This is a genomic window from Streptomyces sp. NPDC038200, assembly GCF_055600785.1.
Genome location: NZ_JBVJYH010000006.1, coordinates 135,384 through 157,858 on the forward strand (window position 1 = coordinate 135,384; position 22,475 = coordinate 157,858).

Below are 22,475 nucleotides of genomic sequence, written 5' to 3' on the forward strand. Positions count from 1 at the left end.
GACGGCCCGGTCCGACTCGTCGGCGTCCGGTGACGCGACGCCACCACGCACGGCCCCGTCCGGCCGGTCCCACCCGACTTCTCTCACTTGTTTCTCCTGAGGTTCGCCGGCGGCGTGCGGCGGAATCGGTGACGATTCGCGCCGTACGCCGTCCGTCCTACTCACGCACGTGGGCGGTGGCCCCCGAGCACACACGCCGCCGGAGACCGCACGCGCGTGACCCAGCTACGCCGTCGCAGATCCCCAGGACGCGCGGGAATCGCTTCGGGCCGCGCTGACAATCGCGCTAGGCAGGATCACAGCCGTAGCCATAGTCCGTGCCGCCCTGGTCTCCGTAGTCGCCGGGCTTATCGGGCTTGCCTGGCTTGCCTGGCTTGCACCCATGGCCGTTTCCACCGGTGGTGCCGGCGGTCGTCGCACCCGTGGTGCCGGCGGTCGTCGCACCGGTCGTGCCGGCCGTCGTCGCACCCGTGGTGCCGGCCGTCGTCGCACCCGTGGTGCCGGCGGTCGTCGCACCGGTCGTGCCGGCCGTCGTCGCACCCGTGGTGCCGGCCGTCGTCGCACCGGTCGTGCCGGCCGTCGTCGCACCGGTCGTGCCGGCCGTCGTCGCACCCGTGGTGCCGGCCGTCGTCGCACCGGTCGTGCCGGCCGTCGTCGCACCCGTGGTGCCGGCCGTCGTCTCACCGGTCGTGCCGGCCGTCGTGGTGCCCGTCGTCCCGGCCGTCGTCTCACCGGTCGTGCCGGCCGTCGTGGTGCCCGTCGTCCCGGCCGTCGTCTCACCGGTCGTCGTGGTGCCCGTCGTCCCAGCGGTCGTGGTGCCCGTCGTCCCGCCCGCGCACTGTGGCCGGGTGATCGTGTTGGTGTCCAGCGTCACGGCACCGTTACGGGCCAGTGCCCGCCCGTCGATCGTTGCGCCCGTCGTGGCAGAGATGGACGTCAGGGCCAGGATGTTACCGACAAAGGTGGAATTGGTGCCGAGGGTTGCCGAACTGCCGACCTTCCAGAACACGTTGCACGGCGAGGCGCCGTTGATGAGAAGCACCCGGCTGGCAGACGCCGTCGTCAGACCCGAACCGACCTGGAACACCCAGACGGCGTTGGGGTCCCCCTGGGCGTCCAGGGTGAGAGTGCCGGTGAGCCCCAGAGTGGAGGAAGCGGTGTAGACGCCAGGCACCAGTGTCAGGCCACCAGCGTCCGCGGGGAGAGCACCGTCGGTGGCCTGTCCGGCAGCGTCGTTGTACGCCGTGACCAGGTCGGTCTGGGCCTGGTCGGCCACGGCGTCCGCAGAGTGCTGCGCCCCGTTCACCAAGCCGGGAGGGAATCCAGTGATGGACGTCCCCGGACTCACTCCGAGATCCCCGGTGACCACCGAGGGACCGGTGTTGGTGACGGCCGAACCGGCCAGTACCGCAAAGCTGTCCGCCGTGCCCAGCGGCACAGGTGTGGCGATGGCATTTGCCTGCGTCGGCGTCACAGCGACTACGACAGCGGCGATCACCACGGCAAGTGCCGCCGCGATCCAGACCGACAGCGTGCGCCGTAGCGGCGCGACAGGGATATTCAGCGTCATCGAGGGGCCAACTCCTGTGAGGGGATGGTGAGGTATTTGGCGTTCTCGGTCGCACAGAATCGCCAGGTTTCTCTCGCTGGCATATTACTCAGGAACATGCATCGGATTACGGTTCATCTGAGTGGTTTCGCTGAACTTGACAAGCGAATCGCGAATGCCAGCAATGCCTGGTAGGCCGAATGGCGTCAACTGCTCACCCGGACGGGCGAGGACTACATCACCAAAGAGGACTGCTTCTCAGAGAGACAGTCGGCCAGAGTCACGGGAACAGAAGACATACCACAGGGAGATTATTCGTACCCTGCGCGACACCACCGAAGGCAACCACCTTGCAGGCACCCCCCAGGAGCGGAACCATTCCGGCGATCTTCCGGGCAAAATGAGCCCGGTAGACCCAGGCTGCGAGATTCTCCCCCCGCCGCGATCACGCCGCCGGGTCGGGAAATTCGACGGTGGGACCGATTCAAGAGTGCAGGACCACGCAACGCACGAGCACAGCCAAGCCGAATAAGTCATACTAATTCAATTGCACATGAGTTCGCTTTCTCCGGACCCGCAGAAGGCCGACTCCGGTGTTGCCAGATCCGTTGCCTCGGTTCTCACCCACCCGGATAACGCTCGCAGGTGGAGAGAAGCAGTACACGTTCACCGATGCCGAAGGTAAGCGGACGCCTTCGCATCCGGCTCGTTCCGGGTTATCGGCATGCGGCCTTGGGGCCTGTCCTGGCGATCACGAGCGGAGCCAGATGACGAGTGCGGCTGCGGTGACGGTGCCGAGGTAGACGTAGCCGCGCTTGTCGAACCTGGTCGCAACCGCGCGGAAGGTCTTCAGCCTGTTGATCGCCCGTTCAACGGTGTTGCACTTCTTGTAGCGGTCCCTGTCGAAACCGGGCGGCCGACCCCCGGAGCTGCCGCGTCGGACCCGGTTGGCGGCCTGGTCGGCCTTCTCCGGGATGACGTGCCGGATTCCTCGTCTGCGCAGGTAACGGCGGGTGCGGCGGTTGCCGTGGCCCTTGTCGGCGCTGGCACTGTCCGGCTTGGTGCGCGGCCTGCCGCAGGTCAGCCGCGGCACGCGGATCCTGTCCATGACCGACTCGAACTGGGTGCAGTCGGCGTATTGCCCGGGCGTGATGACCAGCGAGAGCACCCGGCAGCGCCCGTCCGCACTCAGGTGGATCTTGGTAGTGAACCCGCCACGCGAGCGGCCGAGCGCCTCACCTCCCGCACCACCTCCGCCGGCCGGTCGATCAGTTCCGACCGGACCCGAGCGACTTTGACCGTCTGGACAGAGCCCCCTTTGAAGGAGGGCGCTCGTGCACCGTCTTCCACGGTCCAAACCGCTCCGGCACATCGCGCCACTGCACGCCCGTGCGTATCCGGTACAGCACCCCGTTCACGACCTGACGATGGTCCCGCCACCTGCCGCAACGCCCGTTGCTCACCGGCAGAAGCGGCTCCAGCCGCTCCCACTGGGCATCTGTCAGATCACTCCTACTCCCCATAGTCGTATCAACGACTGACTGATCGTCGGAACGTGGTCCAGCCCCCAGCGATGCTCGGTCCTGACCGCTGAATGGGGTGGAGGGGCCCGGTTGCATGAGAGGACGCGAAGACGTGGATGTGTATGAGGCCGTCGACAGCCGCCGGGCCGTACGGGCGTTCAGCGATGAGCCGGTGCCCAAGGAGGTCCTCGAACGAGTGTTGACCGCAGCAACGCGGGCTCCGTCCAGCGGGAACCTCCAGCCGTGGCACATGTATGTCGTGAGCGGCGAACCCCTGGCCGAACTGAAGAGGCGCGCGACGGCCAGGGCACTGGCGGGAGACCCGGGTGATGAGCGGGAGTATCCGATGTACCCGGACGAACTGACCTCGCCGTATCTGGACCGCTTCTCCGCTGCGGCGGCTCAGCGATACGAAGCGCTGGGGATCGAGCGCGACGACCCCGACCGGCCCCAGAAGATCGCTACCTTGAACTCGGAGGCGTTCGGAGCGCCGGTCGTCTTGTTCTGCTACCTCGACCGCACGATGGGGCCCGGACAGTGGGGTGATGCGGGGATGTACTTGCAGACGGTCATGCTGTTGCTGAGGGCGGAAGGCTTGCACAGCTGCCCCCAGGTGATGTGGACCATGTACCGCAAGGCCGTCAGCCGAACAGTCGGAGCCGATGACGAGCTTGTGCTGTACTGCGGCATCTCAGTGGGATTTGAGAAGGAAGGCGTGCCAAGGCTGCGTACCGGGCGGGCGGACATGACGGAAACGGTGAGCTTCATCGGAATGTGACCGCTGACGGCCGAGATCGACAGGACAGGGCCTGGTGGCTGATCGCCCCTACGAGTGTCGGGAGCGATAAAGGCTTACGCAGGTGGAACAAATTCGTAGCAGCGATGTGCGCGGATGCTCCTGATTCCGGTCACCTCGGATATCGTGACGGGCCGGGCCGCAGGCTGTATGCGCCCCTGCCGTTCCTCCGGTGTCGGCCACAGGGACGGGCTGGACGGGCCGCCGGTTCGCGCATGGTCGGCGGCCCGCCTGTCACCTCACCGCGCCACGCGTCGGAAGTCTGATACGGGGCACACCCATGTCAGCTGTGCCCGCTCCGCGCCGGCGTCGGACTGGTACCGCAACGCCGCCCGGCGGGCGGGTGTCGCTATGCCGTCATGGCCTCGATCAAGCACCAGTGGCTCCCGTTCGCCGGGAAACGCGACCTCTCAACTGACTCCAGGTCAATGCAGGGACGGCGTTCCACAATCTGGTCCACGCCTGGTCCGCACGCAGTGATCCACAACGCGACAGGGCCGGATCGGGGTGAGACAACCCCCATGCAGAAGGGGTGCCCCTCACCGAGGGGCACCCCTTCTGACCAGCACGTCTGTGACCTGCGGAGGCGGTGGGATTCGAACCCACGGTGACGCTTTCACGTCACTACGGTTTTCAAGACCGTTCCCTTCGGCCGCTCGGGCACGCCTCCCCGCGTCGCCGGACACCGGCGGCGCGGGTACACATTACCGGCCCGCCGCCGGATCGCGGGGCCGTGGTTGCCCTACTGGGCACGGCCGGAAGCCGACGAGGGGCCGGGGCGGCGGGATCACGCGAAGCAGCAGGGGCACCCCTCGTCGAGAGGTGCCCGCGAAGCACAGGGGCACCCCTCGTCCGAGAGGTGCCCCTGGTGGCGTGTGCCGGCCGGCCGGGTCAGCTGTCGCCCTCCCGCGCTCCCAGCGTCAGGGTCACGTTGTGCTCCTGGCCGCCGCGCTTGTAGGTGATGGTGACCTTGTCGCCCGGCTCGTGCGTCCAGATCTCGCCGATCAGGGTCGGGCCGCTGTCGATCACGTGGTCGTCGAGCTTGGTGATGACGTCGCCGGGCTTGAGGCCCGCCTTGTCCGCGGGACCGCCCGACTCGACCGCGGCGGCCCCGCCCGTGCCCTGGTCGGTGATCTTGGCGCCGTCGGAGGAGTCCTCCAGGGAGACGGACGCGCCGATCCTGGCGTACACCGGCTTGCCGCTCTTGATCAGCTGCTGGGCGACGTACTTGGCCTGGTTGATCGGGATGGCGAAGCCCAGGCCGATCGAGCCCGACTGGCCGGAGCCGCCGAAGCCGCCGCCGCTGCCGGACGACTGGATCGCCGAGTTGATGCCGATGACCGCGCCGGAGGCGTCCAGCAGCGGACCGCCGGAGTTGCCGGGGTTGATGGACGCGTCGGTCTGCAGGGCGCTCATGTACGACGCCTTGCTGGTGGAGCTGCCGTCGCTGGAGGCCACCGGGCGGTTCTTGGCGCTGATGATGCCGGTCGTCACCGTGTTGGACAGGCCGAACGGGGCGCCGATGGCGATGGTCTCGTCGCCGACGGCCACCTTGTCGGAGTCGCCGAGGGCGAGCGGCTTGAGGTCGGAGGGGGCGTTCTTGAGCTTGATGACGGCCACGTCGTAGCCCTGGGCGTGGCCGACGATCTCGGCGTCGTACTTCTTGCCGCTCGGGAAGGTGGCCGTGAGCTTGCCGCCGTCGACCGCCTCCGCCACCACGTGGTTGTTGGTGACGATGTGGCCCTGGGTGTCGAAGACGAAGCCGGTGCCCGTGCCACCCTCGCCGTTGCTGCTCTCGGCCTCGATGGTCACCGTGCTGGGCAGCGCCCTGGAGGCCACGTTGGCGATCGTCCCGGGCGCGCGCTTGACCTGCGTGGCGCTGCCGTCGGAGGCGGAGACGGTGGTGGAGCCGCGGTCGTCCCGGTCCTTGGCCAGGGTGTAGCCGAGGCCGCCGCCCAGGCCGCCCGCGACCAGCGCCGCCACGAGGACCGCCGCCACCAGTCCGCCGCGCCCGCCGCGCGGCTTGGGGGCGGGCTGCTGGTACGAGGCGCCCCAGCCGGCGCCCGCGCCGCCGTCGGCGTAGGCCGGGGTGGCCGGCGGCGGAGGCGGCCAGGAGCCGTCGGGTGCCGGGCCGGCCGGTACCGGGTCGTGTGCGGTGGGGGCCGCCGGGCTCTCCTGGGGCACGGGCGGCAGCGGAGCCGTCGGCGCGTTCCCCCCGGGGCCGGGGCCCTGCGGGGAAGCGGCGGGAGAGGCCACCGGCACGGGAGGTGCGGACGGCGCCGGGGGTACCGCGTTGCCCTCGTTCTCGGTGCTCACAGCTCTTCTCCTCGGTCCACGCCTGATTTCATCCGTCTGCAGTCAGCTTTTCCCACGAGCCGTCAGAGCACCATAAGCGGTGCCTGTGGGTCCGGCGGTCCTCTTTATATAGAACCTTTATCGCAAAAGTTACATAAAGGGGCAGGCTGTATGCGCCCGTTCGTCGCACGGCCGCATGCACGCCGCCCCGTGTACCCGGCGACGGTGGCACCATGACGCGGTGACCCACGCACCACACCGCTCCATTCAGGTCGTCGCCCACCGGGGCGCCTCCGAAGACGCACCCGAGCACACCCTCGCCGCCTACCGGAAGGCGATCGAGGACGGCGCCGACGCCTTGGAGTGCGACGTACGGCTGACCGCGGACGGCCATCTCGTCTGTGTCCACGACCGGCGGGTGAACCGTACCTCCAACGGCCGCGGCGCGGTCTCCGCGCTGGAGCTGGCCGACCTCGCCGCGCTCGACTTCGGCTCCTGGAAGACCCGCGAGGCCTGGCGGGGACGGGACGAGGAACCCGACTGGGAGCACCGCCCGGAGGACCGCGAGGAGACCTCCGTGCTCACCCTGGAGCGGCTGCTGGAACTGGTCGCCGACGCCGGGCGGCGGGTCGAGCTGGCCATCGAGACCAAGCACCCCACGCGCTGGGCGGGCCAGGTCGAGGAGCGGCTGCTGACCCTGCTGAAGCGTTTCGGCCTGGACGCGCCGGCCTCCGCCGAGGAGTCGCCGGTCCGGGTCATGAGCTTCTCGGCGCGCTCGCTGCACCGCGTGCGTGCCGCGGCGCCGACGCTGCCGACGGTCTACCTGGTGCAGTTCCTCTCGCCGCGGCTGCGCGAGGGCCGGCTGCCCGGGGGCGTGGGCATCGCGGGCCCCTCGATCCGCATCGTGCGCAACCACCCGGCCTATGTGGAACGACTGAAGCGGGCCGGGCACCAGGTCCACGTGTGGACCGTGAACGAGCCCGAGGACGTCGACCTCTGCGTCGAGCTGGGCATCGACGCCATCATCACCAACCGCCCGCGCGCGGTGCTGCACCGGCTGGGCCGCTGATCCGACCATCCGACCATCCGCCCGAACGGCCACCCCACCGGCCGTCCCACCGGCCGCCCCACCGACCTCCGGGCAGTCTCCGGACGGACTCCGGACAGGACGCCGGACGGATTCCGGACAGGACGCCGGACGGACTCCGGACGGACTCGGGACAGGACGCCGGACGGACTCCGGGCGGCCTTCGGGTGGACGTCGGGCGGCCTTCGGATGGCCGAAACCGGCCCGGAAGGCCACCCTGCGGCGCCGTTCGTCACGGGGAGTGCTCCGGCGCGTTCGCTGCGTGTGCGCTCGTACCGAATGCGTCACCGGAAGTGGATTGGCCGGTTTCCGGTACAGGCCAGGGGGGCATCCACACCGTGGCGTGGGGCGAAGGAGGTCTCGGGGGTGGCGTTGGTGGTGGCACAGGAGGTGCCCACGTCGTCGAGCATGGCCGTACCCCATGGCCCTGCGGGCGTGGGGAAGGCGCGGCACCGCATGCGGGCGCAGCTGCGCAGCGGTGGCGTAGCGGAAACGGTCATCGACGACGCCGTACTGATCCTTTCCGAACTTTTGAGCAATGCCTGCAAACACGGGCGGCCCCTGGGGGACGCGCCGGCCGGGGACGGTGACGTCCGCGCCGCCTGGCGGGTCGACACGCGCGGGCGGCTCGTCGTGGAGGTCACGGACGGCGGCGGCCCGACCCGCCCGGCGCCGGCCACACCGTCGGTGACCGCGCACGGCGGTCGCGGGCTGAACATCATCACGGCCCTCGCCGACGACTGGGGGGTCCGGGACGACGTCCGGGGCGAGGTGACCGTCTGGGTGCTGGTGCACGAGGACGTCCACGATCCCGATGCGGGGTGTCGCCGCGACGCGTTCGCTACGCGCGTCACGCGCTCCGCACCCCCGGAGCCGCCGCTCACGGACGAGGGGTTCGCGGGCCTGACGGCCCGGGACGTACGGCTGCCGGACCTGTCCGGCCTGGACTTCTCGGACGTGTTCGACGGCCTGGACTGAACGCCGGACGGGCGGCCCGCGTCGTCCACGGGTTCACACCACCGGAGTCGAGCGCCCGTGCGTTGTCCACAGGTTCCCGTCGGTCATGGCCCGAACGGCTAGGCTCCCGCCGTACGAGAAGAGCCGTAACCGGGAGACACCCACCATGGCCAAGAAGCGACCCCAGACGAAGGCCAAGCCGCAGCCGATCGACGGGGAGATCCCGGTCGTCGGCGCTCGCGAACCCTGCCCGTGCGGCAGCGGCCGGCGCTACAAGGCCTGTCACGGCCGGGCCGCCGCGCACGCCGCGACCGAGCTGGTGCAGCGCCCGTTCGAAGGGCTGCCCGGCGAGTGCGACTGGGTCGCGCTGCGCGAGCTGGTACCGGCCGCGACGGCCGAACTGCCCCTGAAGGACGGCCTGCCCGAGGGCGTTCCGTCCGTCACCCTGGCCACGGTGCTGCCGATGGCCTGGCCCGCACTGCGCCGCGACGACGGCTCGGTCCTGATCGGCCTGCAGAACGACACGGCGTCCGGCGACATCAGCCGCGACCTCGCCGACACGCTGCGGCGCGCGCTGGAGGCCGAGCCCGGCACCCCGGTGCAGGGCCGCCGCGCCCCCGCCGACGGCCCGCGGCTGCAGGACCTGCTCGACCCGGAGGGCGCCTTCGAGCCGGTCGTGCACACCGGCTTCGAGTTCTGGGTGCCGGACGCGGAGAACGCCACGCCGGAGGTGGCCGCCTCCCTGGAGCGTGCCAACGCCGCCGCCATCCCGACCGTGAAGCTGACCGGAGTGGACGCCGCGTACTGGTGCGAGACCCCGGAGAAGAACCACCTGCGCTGGGTCATGCCGCATCCGGAGGAGCAGCTTCTGGACGCTCTCGCCCGGCTGCACGCGGCGGGCCGCTCCAGCCTGGGCGAGGGCACCCGGCTGGTGGGCTCCTTCCGAGCTCACGGCCTCACGGTGCCGGTCTGGGACCTGCCGAGCGGGGTCACCGCCGAGGACGTGGAGAAGCCGGCCGCCGAGTTCGCCGAGCGCCTCGCCGCCGCCCTCGCCGTCCAGGAGCCGCTCACGGCGGACGAGCGCCGGGCGCGCGGCGGGCTGACCAACCGGCAGGTCACGCTCAGCTGACGCCCCGCGCGCCCCGGTGTCACGGCTGACTGGTCGGTCAGCCGTGACACCGGCCGCGCGGCAGGTGACTCCTGTCACAACTCCCCGTTCCGCCAGGGAAATCCGTGTCCGAATTGCCGAGACGGAATTTGCGAACCGCGGATCTCTTGTTACCGTTCCAGTAGCCCGGTTGCTGGTGCATCCCCCGTCGCCAGCAACCGGGTCTTTCCATGTCCGCGCCCGTCCGCCCGGCCACGCCCGCACCGGCGCCCTCTCGTCGCCGAGTGCCAACTCCCTTGCCTCTGTCAGGAGTTGCTGCCCGAGCGGAGCAGCAGCGCCCCGTCCGCGCCGTGCGCGGCGAACTCGACGACGGCCGTGTAGGCGTCCGGTACCCCCCGGCTGTGCTCGCGCGGAGTCTCACAGGTGGCGGGCTCGTCGTCGGCTCCGGTGACGCAGCGCATCTGCACGGTCCGGCCGCCCGGTCCCATCAGGCTCAGCAGGGAGTCCAGCGACTCTCCGGTGGCGTTGCGGTAGTAGGTGCGCGCCCAGGTGTCCTCGCCCTGCGTGAGCACACAGGTCTGCGCCTCGATGCCGTCGGGCGAGGTCAGCTCGGGGCCGCAGCGGGTGGCGGTGGCGAGCCCGAGGCCGAGCAGGAAGGGGGAGCGGCGGGCGGTGTCCGGCAGGGACTTGGCGTCACCCCGGGGAGCGGCGGGTTCGGCGGCCCGGCCGGCGTCGCCCACCTGGCCGGACGCCACGGTCAGCGGCAGCGCGACCACCACCGCCACGACGCCCACGAGGGCGAGCAGACGAAGCCTTCGGGGGTCCCGCCGGCCACGGGGCGGCTGGGGGGCACTGTGGCGGCCGGAATGACGCAGCATGTGCGGAAGATAACGAGCGAGCGCGGCTCGCCCGCCCCTCCGCGCCGGACATCCCCTACAACTCGGGCGCGCTCACACCCGTACGAGTGAGGGCGTCGACCACGGCGTCCACCACCGCCTCCACGTCCGGCACCCAGGGCGAGGCCGAGCCGGGCAGCGGGGCCCGCTCCCAGCGGACGGCGCCCTGACCGGTCTCGGACGGGGGCAGGGCGAGATAGCCGCCCTCGCCGTGGAAGCGCAGGGAGCCGGGGACGAAGTCCTTGGCGTAGAGCAGCTCGCCGAGCTGCTCCATGGAGTAGGGCTGCACGAGCAGCGCCCAGCGGGTCGGCGCGGCGATCACCGGGCCCAGCCGCATGCCGCGCCGGTCGAGCAGGGCGAGGGCACGGGAGGCGGCGAGCGCCGGCAGGCTCACCGCGCAGGGCGCCGTACCGCCCGTGGCGAGGACGATGGGGGCGGCGGGCCGGTTGGCCCACCACCAGCGCACCATGCGCGCGTCGGTGGTGGCCGCGAGCAGGCCGGGGTCGAAGGGGTGCGCACCGGGCACCGTGCACTCCGGGTCGGGGCAGGCGCAGCGGGCCCGCCCCTGCGGGTCCGGTGCGACACCCGGAAGCACCGGCCACTGCCATTCCGTGGCGAAGGTCAGGGCCGCGCTGAGCAGCTCGGGCTTCCCGTCGTTCCGCCTGGACAGAAGCCTGCGTCGCCTTCCGAGGATCTCGCGCATGAGCGCTCGTTCCTTTCCGTTGCACCGCTGGCAACACCGTGGGCTACATCACACCATGTGTCGATCACTTCACTGTGCGTACCTGATGGCGCATCACACCCCTGTACACGACAGGAGGAACCCCAGGGGGTCGAGCGTTGGCCGCGTCCGTAGTGCGTCTGTCAAAAGCACGGCTGCGGCATGGGGGTGGCGAAGTCTGGCGTTTTGCCGTCGCGCGTATTTCTCTCCGCCTCCGCCACGGGAGGATGGGGCTCGGTCGTCGGTGGTTATGACGCCCGGGTCCGTCGCCAGGTTCCGGGTGGTCCCCAACCACCCCTGGCCTTCTCCGAGTACGTACCCATCACGACCGCTGTGACGCTCTGTGGAGCAAGGCCAGTCGACCGCAATGAACCGATACCTAAGGCAGTTTTGAGCCAACTTGGCAGTAAGGCAAGAGGTTCGGGAAAAACCCTCGTCCCACCCATGGACACCAGGAATCCCCGCAGGACAATGCTGGACATCCCCTCACGAGTGCGTGTACATGTGGAGACACTGCTAGCGGCGCAGAATGACATGGGGGTTTGCGATGCTTTTGGGCAATACGCACCGGTCTGAAAGCCGGACGCCATGAACGCCCCGCACACCGCGAAAGTGGCCGGAATCGATCCGGCGGTTCCCACGCCCGCACACACTGTCGCGCCCGCCTCCACCGGCCCCGCCCCCGTCCCCGCCCCCCACACACCCGCCCCCGGCACCCTCCTCCAGGACCGGCTGGCCGGCTGGGTCTCCGATCTCACGACCCTCCACGAACTCACCGAACGCCTCGCCCGCACCCACGCGATCGACGCCGCCCTCCAGGAGCTGCTGCGCGCCGGAGCCGCCCTGGTGGGCGCCCGCCGCGGTCTGGTCGTCCTGGAGCCCGCCGACGGCCTCGGCCCCCGCACCAGCCTCGGACTCGGTCTCGGCCGCGCCGACCTCGGCCACATCGAGACCGTGCCGCCCGGCGCGCTGCCGTACGACACCGGCGGCACCGCCGAGATCGTCCACCCCGACCTGCTCGCCGAGGACGGCCTCGACCCGCGCCACCGCGAGGTGGCCGCCCGCCTCGGCTACGCCGCCAGCTACGCCCTCCCCCTCGCCACCGAGTCCGCGGGCCGCCTCGGCGCCGCCGTCTGGCTCTACGACGAACCGGCCGAGCCCGACGAGCGCCGGCGCCACCTCGCCGGCCTGTACGTCCGGCACGCCACCGAACACCTCGCCCGGCTGCTGGAGGTGGAACGCACGCGCGCGTGCATGGCGACGGTCACCGAGGAACTGCTGCCCTCCCGGCTGCCCCGGGTGGCCGGCGTCCAGCTCGCCGCCCGGCGCCGCACCGGACCGCGCGGCGGCGGCGACTGGTACGACGCCCTGCCGCTGCCCGACGCCGCGCTCGGCCTCTCCGTCGGCTCGGTCACCGGCTCCGGGCCGAGCGCCGTGGCCGCCATGGGCCGGCTGCGCGCCTCCCTGCGCGCGTACGCCGTGATGGAGGGCGAGGACCCGGTCGCCGTCCTGTCCGACCTGGAGCTGCTGCTGCGGCTGACCGAGCCCGCCCGCTCCGCCACCGCCCTGTTCGCCTACTGCGAGCCCGCCCTGCGCAAGATCACCCTGGCCGGTGCCGGGCACAGCCCGCCGCTGCTGATCGGCGAGCGGCGCACCGAGTTCGCCGAGACCTCCGTCTCCGCGCCGCTCGGCATGCTCGCCTGCTGGGAGGCGCCCAGCGTGGAGGTCCAGGCGGAGGCCGGGGAGACGGTCCTGCTCTACACCGACGGGCTGCTGCACCGCACCGGCGACCCGATGGACCGCGCCTTCGCCCGGCTGCACGCCGCCGCCGCGAGCGTCCCGCGCACGGTCCGGCACGATCCGGGGGCCGTAGCCGACCATGTGCTGCGCACGGTCCTGCCCGACGGCCTGGACACGGCCGACAGCGAGGAGGACGTGGTACTGCTCGCGGCCCGCTTCGACTGAGCGCGGGCAGCGCGGGCCGCGCCCGCTGGCATGACCGGGCATAACAGGTCATCCGACCCACGCCCGCCCTGGGTACGACCGTACGATGATGGAGGTCCCCGCTCGGCCACAAGCAGGAGCGTCGCGGGCCCGGGGGAGATCACAAGGCGTATCGAGGAGGATCACGTGTCCGACGAGCTCAACCCGGCCGTCCCCGACTCCGCTACCGCGGAGGGCCCGGAGACCGAGTCCGAGGAGACCGTCAAGCAGCGGAAGAACGGCCTGTACCCGGGCGTCTCCGACGAGCTGGCCGAGAACATGAAGTCCGGCTGGGCCGACACGGAGCTGCGGGACCTGGCGCCGATCGAGCAGGCCGGGCACACCGCGCGCCGCCGCGCCGCCCTCTCCGCCCGTTTCCCCGGCGAGCGCCTGGTGATCCCGGCGGGCAACCTGAAGACCCGCTCGAACGACACCGAGTACGCCTTCCGCGCCTCGGTCGAGTACGCCTACCTCACCGGCAACCAGACCGAGGACGGCGTCCTGGTCCTGGAGCCCAAGGGTGACGGCCACGAGGCGACCGTCTACCTGCTGCCCCGCTCCGACCGCGAGAACGGCGAGTTCTGGCTCTCCGGCCAGGGCGAGCTGTGGGTCGGCCGCCGCCACTCCCTCACGGAGTCCGAGGCGCTGTACGGCATCCCCGCCGCCGATGTGCGTGAGCTGGCCGACCAGCTCCGCGAGGCCACCGGCCCGGTCCGCGTGGTGCGCGGCCACGACGCCGGCATCGAGGCGGCCCTGACCGACAAGGTCACCGCCGAGCGCGACGAGGAGCTGCGCGTCTTCCTGTCCGAGGCCCGTCTGGTCAAGGACGAGTTCGAGATCGGCGAGCTGCAGAAGGCCGTCGACTCGACCGTGCGCGGCTTCGAGGACGTCGTGAAGGTCCTCGACAAGGCCGAGGCCACGTCCGAGCGCTACATCGAGGGCACCTTCTTCCTCCGCGCCCGCGTGGAGGGCAACGACGTCGGCTACGGCTCCATCTGCGCCGCCGGCCCGCACGCCTGCACCCTGCACTGGGTCCGCAACGACGGCCCGGTCCGCTCCGGCGACCTGCTGCTGCTCGACGCGGGCGTGGAGACGCACACCCTGTACACGGCCGACGTCACGCGCACGCTGCCGATCAACGGCACGTACAGCGAGATCCAGAAGAAGGTCTACGACGCCGTGTACGAGGCCCAGGAGGCCGGTATCGCGGCCGTGCAGCCGGGCGCCAAGTACCGCGACTTCCATGACGCCGCCCAGCGCGTGCTCGCCGAGAAGCTCGTCGAGTGGGGCCTGGTCGAGGGCCCGGTCGAGCGCGTCCTGGAGCTGGGCCTCCAGCGCCGCTGGACCCTGCACGGCACCGGCCACATGCTCGGCATGGACGTCCACGACTGCGCCGCCGCGCGGACCGAGACGTACGTCGAGGGCACGCTGGAGCCGGGCATGGTGCTCACCGTCGAGCCGGGCCTGTACTTCCAGGCCGACGACCTGACGGTCCCGGAGGAGTACCGGGGCATCGGCGTCCGGATCGAGGACGACATCCTCGTCACCGAGGACGGCAACCGGAACCTCTCCGACGGTCTGCCGCGCCGGTCCGACGAGGTCGAGGCGTGGATGGCCGCGCTCAAGGGCTGACCGGACCTCAAGGGTCGACAACCTCACAGGTTGGTAAGACCTGGCAGGTTGGTAAGACCTGGCAGGTTGATAAGACCTCGCAGGTTGATAAGACCTCGCAGGTTGATAAGACACTGATGGCCGGGCACCGGGAAGGTGCCCGGCCATCGGCGTGCTCGTACACGCGCGAAGGCTTCACGTGCCTAGGGGGAGGGTGTTCGTGGACGACTTCTGGTCCGGTGTGGGTGCCGATCTGCATCTCGAACCCGACGCGGCGGACGGACGCCGGGTCGGTCTGGAGCGGGCCCTGCGGGACGCCGTGCGCGACGGGCGGCTGGGCCCCGGCACCCGGCTGCCCGCCACCCGCCGGCTCGCGGCCGACCTCGGCATCTCGCGGGGCACGGCGAAGGCGGCGTACGACCAGTTGGTCGCCGAGGGGTATCTGACGGCCCGGCAGGGCTCGGGCACCCGGGTCGCGGAGCTGCCCGTCGTACGGGCGGACGAGCCGGGCACGGCCGCACGCGCGCGTGCGCCGCGTCTCGACCTGCGCCCCGGCAGCCCGGACGTCGGCGCGTTCCCGGCGGCGGCCTGGCTGCGCGCGCTGCGCCGCGCCATCGCGACGGCCCCCTCGCTGGCGTACGACTACGGCGACCCCCGCGGCCGGATCGAGCTGCGCACCGCGCTCTCCGGCTACCTGGGGCGGGCGCGCGGGGTGCTCGCACCGCCGGAGCGGATCGTCGTCACCTCCGGGTACGTGCAGGGCCTGGCCCTGCTCACGCGGGTGCTGGACGGCGCCGCCGTCGCCATGGAGGACCCCGGGCTGCCCTTCCACCGGGAGGTGGTGCGGCGCAACGGCGGAACGGTCCTGCCGGTCCCGGTCGACTCCCGCGGGGCACGCCCCGGAGAGCTGGGCGAGGCGGCGGCCGTGGTGGTCACACCGGCCCACCAGTACCCGACCGGGGTGACGCTGCGTCCCGAGCGGCGCCGGGCGCTCACCGACTGGGCCCGCGCGCGGGGCGGGCTGATCGTCGAGGACGACTACGACGGCGAGTTCCGCTACGACCGGCAGCCGGTGGGCGCCCTCCAGGGCATGGCACCGGGCCAGGTCGTCTATCTGGGCACCGCCTCCAAGACGCTCGGCCCCGCGCTCCGCCTCGGCTGGATGGTGCTGCCGCCGCAGCTGGTCGACGCGGTCGCCGACGCCAAGCTGCACAGCGACCACCACACCGAGACCATCGGCCAGCTCGCGCTCGCCGAGCTGATCGACAGTCACGCGTACGACCGCCATGTGCGCGCCTGCCGGCTGCGCTACCGGCGGCGCCGGGACCGGTTGCTGGACCGGCTGGGGGCGGCGCGGAACGTGCACGGGATCGCGGCCGGACTGCACGCGCTCGTCGAGGTGCCGGACGAGGCGGAGGTGCTGGCCCGCGCGGAGGCGGAGGGCCTGGCGCTGGGCACCCTCGGCGAGCACTGGCACGTCCCCGGCCGCGGCCGGGGCCGGCCGCAGGGCCTGGTCGTCGGCTACGGCACGCCGCGGGAGCGGGTGTATCCGGAGGCGCTGGAGGTGCTGGCGAAGGTGCTGGAGACGGCCGGCTGAACCGGTCAGCCGGCGGCCGGGGAAGCGTGGTCGTCGGCCTTGAAGTCGTAGTTCACCTGGCCGTCCTCGACCGAGGTCACCTTGACCGTCACGCCCAGCGTGCTGCCGTCGCCGGCCGTCAGCGTGCAGCGGGTGGTGGTGCCGACCTTGCCGGGGAGGTCCTCGGGGCAGTCGACCCGCGGCTTCGGCTGCCCCGTGGTCGCGGCGAGCTTCTCGGCGAGGGTGTCGGCCAGTCTGTCCGCCGACAGCTCGGGCGTGGACTTCTCGACCTTGACGGAGGCGGAGCAGCCGACGAGCAGCAGGCCGGCCGCCACGGCGGTGAGGGCCGGCAGCGCCGTGGACCACCGGGTCGCGGGTATGCGGCCGAGGGGCAGGCGGGTTTCGGGCACGTGGGACTCCGGTCTGGGCTGATCAGGACGGGGAAGGACCCCGGAGCCTACTCGCCGGCGCCGCCCCGGTCCGCCACGATCCCCTCCGACCTCGACTTCTTCGCCCTCCTTGCAGGACATCTCCACCGCGCGGGACATCTCCCCCGCCTGACCGGCACGCGCGTGGAGCCTCCGCGGCGGCCCGAGCCTCCCGGCGTGGACCCCTCGGCCGGCCGGGCCCGCCTCGACCCGCAGGCGCGCGCTATGCCGTGAGCAGCGACGGGTCCTTCTTCCACTTGAGCATCTTGTCGAAGCTGACCACCGTCCCGCTCCGGCCGGGCTTGGGCCCGATGTGGACGTGGTCGGCGAGTTCCCGGATCAGACAGAGGCCGCGCCCGTGCTCGGCGTCCGGTCTGGCGGGCCGCAGTTCCAGGCCGCGCGCGATACCGGGACCGGAATCGGCCACTTCGATGCGGCACTTCTCGCCGTCCAGGTACGCGGTCACCCGGTACGCCTCCGAGACGCCCGACGTGGCGTTCCCACCGTGCTCGACGGCGTTCGCGCAGGCTTCGCTCAGGGCGACCGACAGGTCGTACGAGATCTCCGGGTCGACGCCCGCGGTCTCCATCGTGCCGAGCAGCAGCCGCCTCGCGAGCGGCACACTCGCGGCCTCGCGCCGCAGATGGAGTGACCACCAGATGCTCATGCTCCAGCCTCCTGGCCGCGGCTCGACATACCGTTACCTATTGCCGCCCGTAGGCGGCCGTAAGCACTCCGTGGGCGTGACTCCCCCCATACAGCCGATGTGCCGGGGGAGGAATCGGTGTATGAGGGGCGGCTCAGACGACCTGCCGTATGCCGGAGGTAAGGGCAGTGCGATGATGAGCGCGCCATGACTGCCCCCCACCCGCGCACGGCGCGTCCCGGAGCCGGGCTCCGGATCCTGCGGGCCGCGGTGTTCGCCGCGGTCTGCGTCGCGCTGGCCGCGTCCGGGCATGCTCTGGCCTCCTGCGCGTCGGTGCCGCTGTGGACCCTCGGCGCGGGCTTCCTGGGCTGTCTGCTGCTCGTCGTACCACTCGCCGGGCGCACCCGCTCGCTGCCGGGCATCGCCGCGCTCCTCGCCCTCGGCCAGACCGTGCTGCACACGCTGTTCGGGCTGGGCCGGCACGGGAGCGTGACGGCCTCCGGCGGCATGTCGATGGCGTCGATGCCCGCCGGCGGCGGCACCGGTGCCTCCGGGTCCGCGGCCGGGGCGCTGAGCGACAGCGCGCTGATCGAGCAGGCCACCCGGCTGGTGTGCGGGTCGACCCCGGCGTCCCTCACTCCGGGGCACGCCTTCCGTCTGCTGCTCGACGCGCGTCTCATAGACCGCTCCGGCCGGCCGACGGCCCCCCTGGGCACCCTCCAGCACGCGCACGACGCCACGGGCGCCTCGGCCGGCCTGCTGCCCTCGCTGCCGATGCTGCTCGGCCATGTGCTCGCGGCCGTGGCCGCCGGCTGGCTGCTGCGCCGCGGGGACCTGGCCGTGCTGCGGCTGCTGACGCTGTCGGCGCATGGAGTCGCGGAGGGAGCGCTCGTACGATCCCTGCGCGCTGCGCTCGCGCTGACGTGCGCCCTGTGCGCCGGGCTGCTGCCCGCCACCGGGCCCGGCCCGCGCGGCCCGCGCCCCGAGCGGGACGAGGCCCCGGCCCCGCACACCGCCGCACTCCAGCACACGGTGATCAGGCGCGGCCCGCCCGTCGCCTTCGCTCTCGCCGCCTGACGCGACGCGACCGTCACTCCACCGGCCGGTGGGGAGGGGCCGCCGTCGCGCGGCAACCACGCGCGTGCGCCCTCGAACGAGTCGCACGGCCACGCGCACGCGTACCTCTCCCCATCACCGGAACTCTCAGAGTGGAGTGCTCCTGCCATGCAGGCTTCTCGTATCGCCCCGCGCCGCGCCGCCGCCCGTGTCACCGCCGCCGCCGCCGTCGCGGGCACGGCCGTCCTGGCGCTGTCCGCCCCCGCCTTCGCGCATGTCACCGTGCAGCCGGAGGGCACCGCGGCCAAGGGCGGTTACGCGGTCGTGGACTTCAAGGTTCCCAACGAGCGCGACGACGCCTCGACCACCAAGATCGAGGTCTCCCTTCCGGCCGACCACCCGATCGCCTCGGTGATGCCGCAGCCGGTCCCCGGCTGGAAGGCCGTCGTCACCAAGTCCAAGCTGGACAAGCCGCTCACCATGCACGGCGAGAAGATCGACGAGGCCGTCACCAAGGTCACCTGGACCGCCGACGGCAAGGGCATCGAACCCGGCTACTTCCAGAAGTTCCCGCTCTCCCTGGGCGCCCTGCCCGAGAACACCGACGAACTGGCCTTCAAGGCGATCCAGACGTACGACAACAAGGAGGTCGTGCGCTGGATCGAGGTGCAGCAGAAGGGCCAGGACGAGCCGGAGAACCCGGCCCCGGTCCTGGAGCTGTCCGCCGCCACCGACGACCACCACGGCGGCACGGCGGCCGCCGAGGACGCCGCCGACACGGACGAGAAGACGGAGAAGACGGCCGCCGCCGACGACTCCGACAGCACCACAGACACCACCGCGCGCGTGCTCGGCGTGGTCGGCATCGTCGTCGGCATCGCGGGCGTGGCCTACGGCGTCCTCGCGGGCCGCCGCCGCACCACCGCCTGAGCCCCTCGTTCCGTAGCGCGCACCGGGCGTCGGGCGATCCCGTCGCACGACACCTCGCACGACACCCGGCACGACCCCGGTGCGCGCCGGAGTTCACACATCTGGGACATTTTTCTATGCGCAAGAAGACGTTCGCCGCGGCCGTGCTGCTCGCCGCCGCCTCCCTGAACCTGTCCGCCTGCGGCAACGGGGACGACAGCGGGTCGCCGGTCGCCGTGGTCTCGGGCGGGTCGGACGCGAGCAAGGTCGCCACCGTGCTCGACCAGCCGTTCGACAAGCCGGACCTGGTGCTCACCGACACCCACGGCAAGAAGTACGACCTCCGCAAGGAGACCAAGGGCCACCCGACACTGGTCTACTTCGGCTACACGCACTGCCCCGACATCTGCCCGACGACGATGAGCAACATCGCCGTCGCCAAGAAGGCGCTGCCCCAGGCCGAGCAGGACGACCTGCGGGTCGTGTTCGTCACCACCGACCCCGGCCGCGACACCCCCGCCGAGCTGGGCAAGTGGCTCAAGGGCATCGACCCCGCGTTCATCGGCCTGACCGGCGACTTCGCCAAGGTCCAGGCGGGCGCCCGGTCCCTCGGCATCTCCGTGGAGCCGACGACGAAGGACAAGAACGGCAAGCTCGTCTCGGTGCACGGCACCCAGGTGATCGCCTTCTCCCCGAAGACCGACGCCGGTTACGTCCTCTACGGCGAGGCCGCCACGGTCGACGACTACACCAAGGACCTGCCCAAGCTCGTCGAGGGAGCCAACCCGTGAGGCGTCGTGCCGTGCTGGCCGCGGGCGCGCTCACCGGTGCGCTCGCCCTCGCGGGCTGCTCCGGGTCCGGTACGACGTCCGGACAGGACAAGGCGGACCTGTCCGTCAGCTCCCCCTACATGCCGCAGCCCGTCTCCGCCGACATGGCGGCCGGCTTCCTGACGATCACCAACAAGGGCGGGGCCGGCGACAGGCTGACCTCGGTCACCAGCGACCTCGCCGGCCAGATCACCATGCACAGCACCGTCGGCGGGGCCATGGCGGAGAAGTCCGCCTTCGCCATACCGGCCCACGGCCGGCTCGTCTTCAGAAGCGGTGGCAACCATCTGATGTTCGAGCGGCTGAAGCGGGCGCCGAAGCAGGGCCAGACGGTCACCGTGAAGCTCACCTTCGCCGCATCCGGACCCCTCACCGTCGAGATGCCGGTGGAGTCCGCCACGTACAACCCGTCGACCGGCCACTGAGGGAGGGACCACCGTGACCCGGACCATCACCCCCCGCCTGCGGACCCTGGTACTGCTGTGCCTCGCCGTCATCGGCGCGCTGCTGGCGGGCGCCGGCCCGGCCTCCGCCCATGCGGCGCTGACCGGCAGCGACCCCGCGCAGGGGGTGGTGGCCGACAAGGCGCCCACCCAGGTGTCGCTCACCTTCTCGGAGAAGGTCGCGATGAGCGACGACTCCGTGCGCGTCCTCGACCCCAGGGGCAAGCCCGTCCAGACGGGCAGCCCCGCCAACGTGAGCGGCACGACGTACGCCGTGAAGCTCAGGAGCGGCCTGGCCAAGGGCACCTACACCGTCACCTACCAGGTCGTCTCGGCGGACAGCCATCCCGTCGCCGGCGCCTACACCTTCTCCATCGGGGCACCCTCGCGGACCGTCGTCTCCGGCACCGGGCCGGCCGCGGGCGGCGGAGTGGTGGGCGGTCTCTACGCCTTCGGACGCTATGCGTCGTACGCCGGCTTCATCGTGCTCGCCGGCGGCGCGGCGTTCGTGCTCGGCTGCTGGCGGCGCGGCGCGGGCGTGCGGGCCCTGCAACGGCTGGTCGTGGGCGGCTGGGTGGCGCTGACCGCGGCCACCCTGTGGCTGCTGCTCCTGCGCGGCGCCTACACCACCTCGGGGAAGTTCGCCGACGTCTTCGACCTCGATCTGCTCGGCCAGGTGCTGCAGACCAAGACGGGTGCCGCCCTGGTCTCCCGACTGCTGCTGCTCGCCGCCGCCGCGCTGTTCGTCGCCGTCCTCTTCGGCGCCTACACCCGGCGGGAGGACGGCGCGGAGAAGCGCGACCTGACCTTCGGGCTCGCGGTCGGCGGGGTGGTCGTCGCGGCCGGGCTCGCGAGCAGCTGGGCCATGGCCGAGCACGCCTCCACCGGGCTCCAGCCGGGCCTCGCGATGCCCGTCGACGTGGTCCATCTGCTGGCCGTCGCCGCCTGGCTGGGCGGCCTCACCGCGCTGCTCGTCGCCCTGTACCGGGCGCCCGCCGACACCCCGGTCGAGGCCGCCGCCGTCCAGCGCTTCTCCCGGGTGGCCTTCGGTTCCGTCCTCGCACTGGTCGCCACCGGCGTCTACCAGTCCTGGCGGCAGCTCGGCTCCTGGTCGGCCTTCACCGAGACCCGCTACGGGCAGCTGCTGCTCGTCAAGATCGGGCTGGTGGCGGTGCTGGTCGGCGTCGCGGCCGTGTCCCGGCGGTGGACAGGACGGCTCACCGACCCCGTCGCCCGCACCGGGAAGGCCAAGAAGACCCGGGCCGAGAAGAACCGGAGCCAGACCGAGACCGCCCGAGCCGAGAAGAACCGGAGCCAGACCGAGACCGCCCGAGCCGAGAAGGGCCGGGCCGAGAAGGAGCAGGTCCCGGCCTCGAAGGCGACCGGCAAGGCCGGCACCGGAGGCAAGGGCAGCGCCGCGGATCAGGACACCAGCACCAGCACCGGCGCCGGCGCCGGCGCCGGTGACTCCCAGCGCGCCGCCCAGCTCGCCCGGCAGCGCGCGGCCGCCGACGCCGCCCGGCAGAGGCGGCTGCGGGACGCCGACCCGAACCGCTTCGGACTGCGCCGCTCGGTGCTCGCCGAAGCCGGTGTCGCCCTCGTCCTGCTGGCCGTCACCACCGCGCTCACCCAGACCGAACCGGGCCGCACCGAGCAGGAGGCCAAGGCGGCCACCTCCCGGCCGGCCGGTTCCGGCACCACGGCGACATCCGGCGCGCTCACCCTGGACATGCCGTTCGACACCGGCGGCACCGACGGCAAGGGCGTCGCCAGCATCGACCTCGACCCCGCGCGCGTCGGCGGCAACGAGATGCACGTCTACGTCCAGCGGCCCAACGGCCGGGCCTTCGACGTCCCCGAGGTGAAGGTCTCCTTCACCCTGGAGGCGAAGAAGATCGGCCCGCTGCCCGTGAACCCCGACCACATCACCACCGGCCACTGGTCGGCGAGCGGAGTGCAGATCCCCATGGCCGGCGACTGGAAGATCGCCGTCACGGTCCGCACCTCCGACATCGACCAGGTGACCGTCTCCAAGAACGCGCAGATCGGCTGACCCCCCAC

The 22,475-nt window shown here is 71.8% G+C and carries 18 protein-coding genes, 1 tRNA gene and 1 pseudogene; 12 read left to right on the forward strand and 8 right to left on the reverse strand.

The window, feature by feature from the left end:
- Positions 1 to 286: 286 nt before the first annotated feature.
- Entirely contained in the window at positions 287 to 1,570 is a 1,284-nt protein-coding gene (locus ACZ7KF_RS15050; protein ID WP_471073685.1) for an ice-binding family protein, read from the reverse strand.
- Between the two features lie 730 nt (positions 1,571 to 2,300).
- A pseudogene (locus ACZ7KF_RS15055) lies at positions 2,301 to 3,072 on the reverse strand (IS5 family transposase).
- 112 nt (positions 3,073 to 3,184) lie between these two features.
- Here ACZ7KF_RS15055 and ACZ7KF_RS15060 point away from each other — a divergent pair.
- On the forward strand, positions 3,185 to 3,850 hold the full coding sequence (locus ACZ7KF_RS15060; RefSeq protein ID WP_471074480.1) for a nitroreductase: 666 nt from the start codon (positions 3,185 to 3,187) through the stop codon (positions 3,848 to 3,850).
- Between the two features lie 599 nt (positions 3,851 to 4,449).
- On the opposite strand, the gene ACZ7KF_RS15065 is transcribed toward ACZ7KF_RS15060, so the two are convergent.
- Together ACZ7KF_RS15065 and ACZ7KF_RS15070 are read right to left on the reverse strand one after the other, a co-directional pair.
- Positions 4,450 to 4,538 (reverse strand) — tRNA-Ser (locus ACZ7KF_RS15065).
- A 221-nt stretch (positions 4,539 to 4,759) separates the two neighbouring features.
- Positions 4,760 to 6,184 carry a S1C family serine protease gene (locus ACZ7KF_RS15070; RefSeq protein ID WP_471073688.1) on the reverse strand — a complete coding sequence of 475 codons (1,425 nt, stop codon included), beginning with the start codon at positions 6,182 to 6,184 and terminating at the stop codon, positions 4,760 to 4,762.
- A gap of 220 nt (positions 6,185 to 6,404) precedes the next feature.
- Here ACZ7KF_RS15070 and ACZ7KF_RS15075 point away from each other — a divergent pair, with 220 nt between their 5' ends.
- From ACZ7KF_RS15075 to ACZ7KF_RS15085, 3 genes are all read left to right on the forward strand, one after another.
- Complete coding sequence (locus ACZ7KF_RS15075) at positions 6,405 to 7,232, forward strand: glycerophosphodiester phosphodiesterase (protein ID WP_471073691.1); 828 nt, start codon at positions 6,405 to 6,407, stop codon at positions 7,230 to 7,232.
- 297 nt (positions 7,233 to 7,529) lie between these two features.
- On the forward strand, positions 7,530 to 8,228 hold the full coding sequence (locus ACZ7KF_RS15080; protein WP_471074483.1) for an ATP-binding protein: 699 nt from the start codon (positions 7,530 to 7,532) through the stop codon (positions 8,226 to 8,228).
- 145 nt (positions 8,229 to 8,373) lie between these two features.
- Entirely contained in the window at positions 8,374 to 9,336 is a 963-nt protein-coding gene (locus ACZ7KF_RS15085) for a DUF5926 family protein (RefSeq protein WP_471073694.1), read from the forward strand.
- Positions 9,337 to 9,620: 284 nt separating this feature from the next.
- On the opposite strand, the gene ACZ7KF_RS15090 is transcribed toward ACZ7KF_RS15085, so the two are convergent.
- Together ACZ7KF_RS15090 and ACZ7KF_RS15095 are read right to left on the reverse strand one after the other, a co-directional pair.
- On the reverse strand, positions 9,621 to 10,193 hold the full coding sequence (locus ACZ7KF_RS15090; RefSeq protein WP_471073697.1) for a hypothetical protein: 573 nt from the start codon (positions 10,191 to 10,193) through the stop codon (positions 9,621 to 9,623).
- Positions 10,194 to 10,248: 55 nt separating this feature from the next.
- Complete coding sequence (locus ACZ7KF_RS15095; RefSeq protein ID WP_471073700.1) at positions 10,249 to 10,914, reverse strand: bifunctional DNA primase/polymerase; 666 nt, start codon at positions 10,912 to 10,914, stop codon at positions 10,249 to 10,251.
- A gap of 606 nt (positions 10,915 to 11,520) precedes the next feature.
- On the opposite strand from ACZ7KF_RS15095, the gene ACZ7KF_RS15100 reads away from it, so the two are divergent.
- From ACZ7KF_RS15100 to pdxR, 3 genes are all read left to right on the forward strand, one after another.
- Positions 11,521 to 12,897: a PP2C family protein-serine/threonine phosphatase gene (locus tag ACZ7KF_RS15100; protein WP_471073703.1), complete on the forward strand. Its 1,377-nt coding sequence runs from the start codon at positions 11,521 to 11,523 to the stop codon at positions 12,895 to 12,897.
- Positions 12,898 to 13,062: 165 nt separating this feature from the next.
- On the forward strand, positions 13,063 to 14,547 hold the full coding sequence (locus ACZ7KF_RS15105) for an aminopeptidase P family protein (RefSeq protein ID WP_471073706.1): 1,485 nt from the start codon (positions 13,063 to 13,065) through the stop codon (positions 14,545 to 14,547).
- A 199-nt stretch (positions 14,548 to 14,746) separates the two neighbouring features.
- Positions 14,747 to 16,123 carry a MocR-like pyridoxine biosynthesis transcription factor PdxR gene (gene pdxR, locus ACZ7KF_RS15110; RefSeq protein ID WP_471073709.1) on the forward strand — a complete coding sequence of 459 codons (1,377 nt, stop codon included), beginning with the start codon at positions 14,747 to 14,749 and terminating at the stop codon, positions 16,121 to 16,123.
- A gap of 5 nt (positions 16,124 to 16,128) precedes the next feature.
- Here pdxR and ACZ7KF_RS15115 read toward each other — a convergent pair whose 3' ends face one another.
- Positions 16,129 to 16,482, reverse strand: coding sequence for a DUF4333 domain-containing protein (locus tag ACZ7KF_RS15115; RefSeq protein WP_471074486.1), 354 nt, complete (start codon positions 16,480 to 16,482; stop codon positions 16,129 to 16,131).
- Positions 16,483 to 16,753: 271 nt separating this feature from the next.
- Positions 16,754 to 17,197: an ATP-binding protein gene (locus ACZ7KF_RS15120; RefSeq protein WP_471073712.1), complete on the reverse strand. Its 444-nt coding sequence runs from the start codon at positions 17,195 to 17,197 to the stop codon at positions 16,754 to 16,756.
- 186 nt (positions 17,198 to 17,383) lie between these two features.
- Here ACZ7KF_RS15120 and ACZ7KF_RS15125 point away from each other — a divergent pair, with 186 nt between their 5' ends.
- The 5 genes from ACZ7KF_RS15125 (at position 17,384) to ACZ7KF_RS15145 (ending at position 22,467) form a co-directional block, all read left to right on the forward strand.
- Positions 17,384 to 18,253, forward strand: coding sequence for a hypothetical protein (locus ACZ7KF_RS15125; RefSeq protein ID WP_471073715.1), 870 nt, complete (start codon positions 17,384 to 17,386; stop codon positions 18,251 to 18,253).
- 147 nt (positions 18,254 to 18,400) lie between these two features.
- Positions 18,401 to 19,162 (forward strand): YcnI family copper-binding membrane protein, encoded by a 762-nt coding sequence (locus ACZ7KF_RS15130; protein ID WP_471073717.1) that lies wholly within the window; start codon positions 18,401 to 18,403, stop codon positions 19,160 to 19,162.
- A gap of 116 nt (positions 19,163 to 19,278) precedes the next feature.
- Positions 19,279 to 19,932, forward strand: a complete 654-nt coding sequence (locus ACZ7KF_RS15135) for an SCO family protein (RefSeq protein WP_471073720.1) — start codon at positions 19,279 to 19,281, stop codon at positions 19,930 to 19,932.
- Positions 19,929 to 20,396, forward strand: coding sequence for a copper chaperone PCu(A)C (locus tag ACZ7KF_RS15140; RefSeq protein ID WP_471073723.1), 468 nt, complete (start codon positions 19,929 to 19,931; stop codon positions 20,394 to 20,396). Before ACZ7KF_RS15135 ends, ACZ7KF_RS15140 begins: the two co-directional genes overlap by 4 nt.
- A 13-nt stretch (positions 20,397 to 20,409) precedes the next feature.
- Entirely contained in the window at positions 20,410 to 22,467 is a 2,058-nt protein-coding gene (locus tag ACZ7KF_RS15145; RefSeq protein ID WP_471073725.1) for a copper resistance CopC/CopD family protein, read from the forward strand.
- The last annotated feature ends 8 nt before the right edge of the window (positions 22,468 to 22,475 follow it).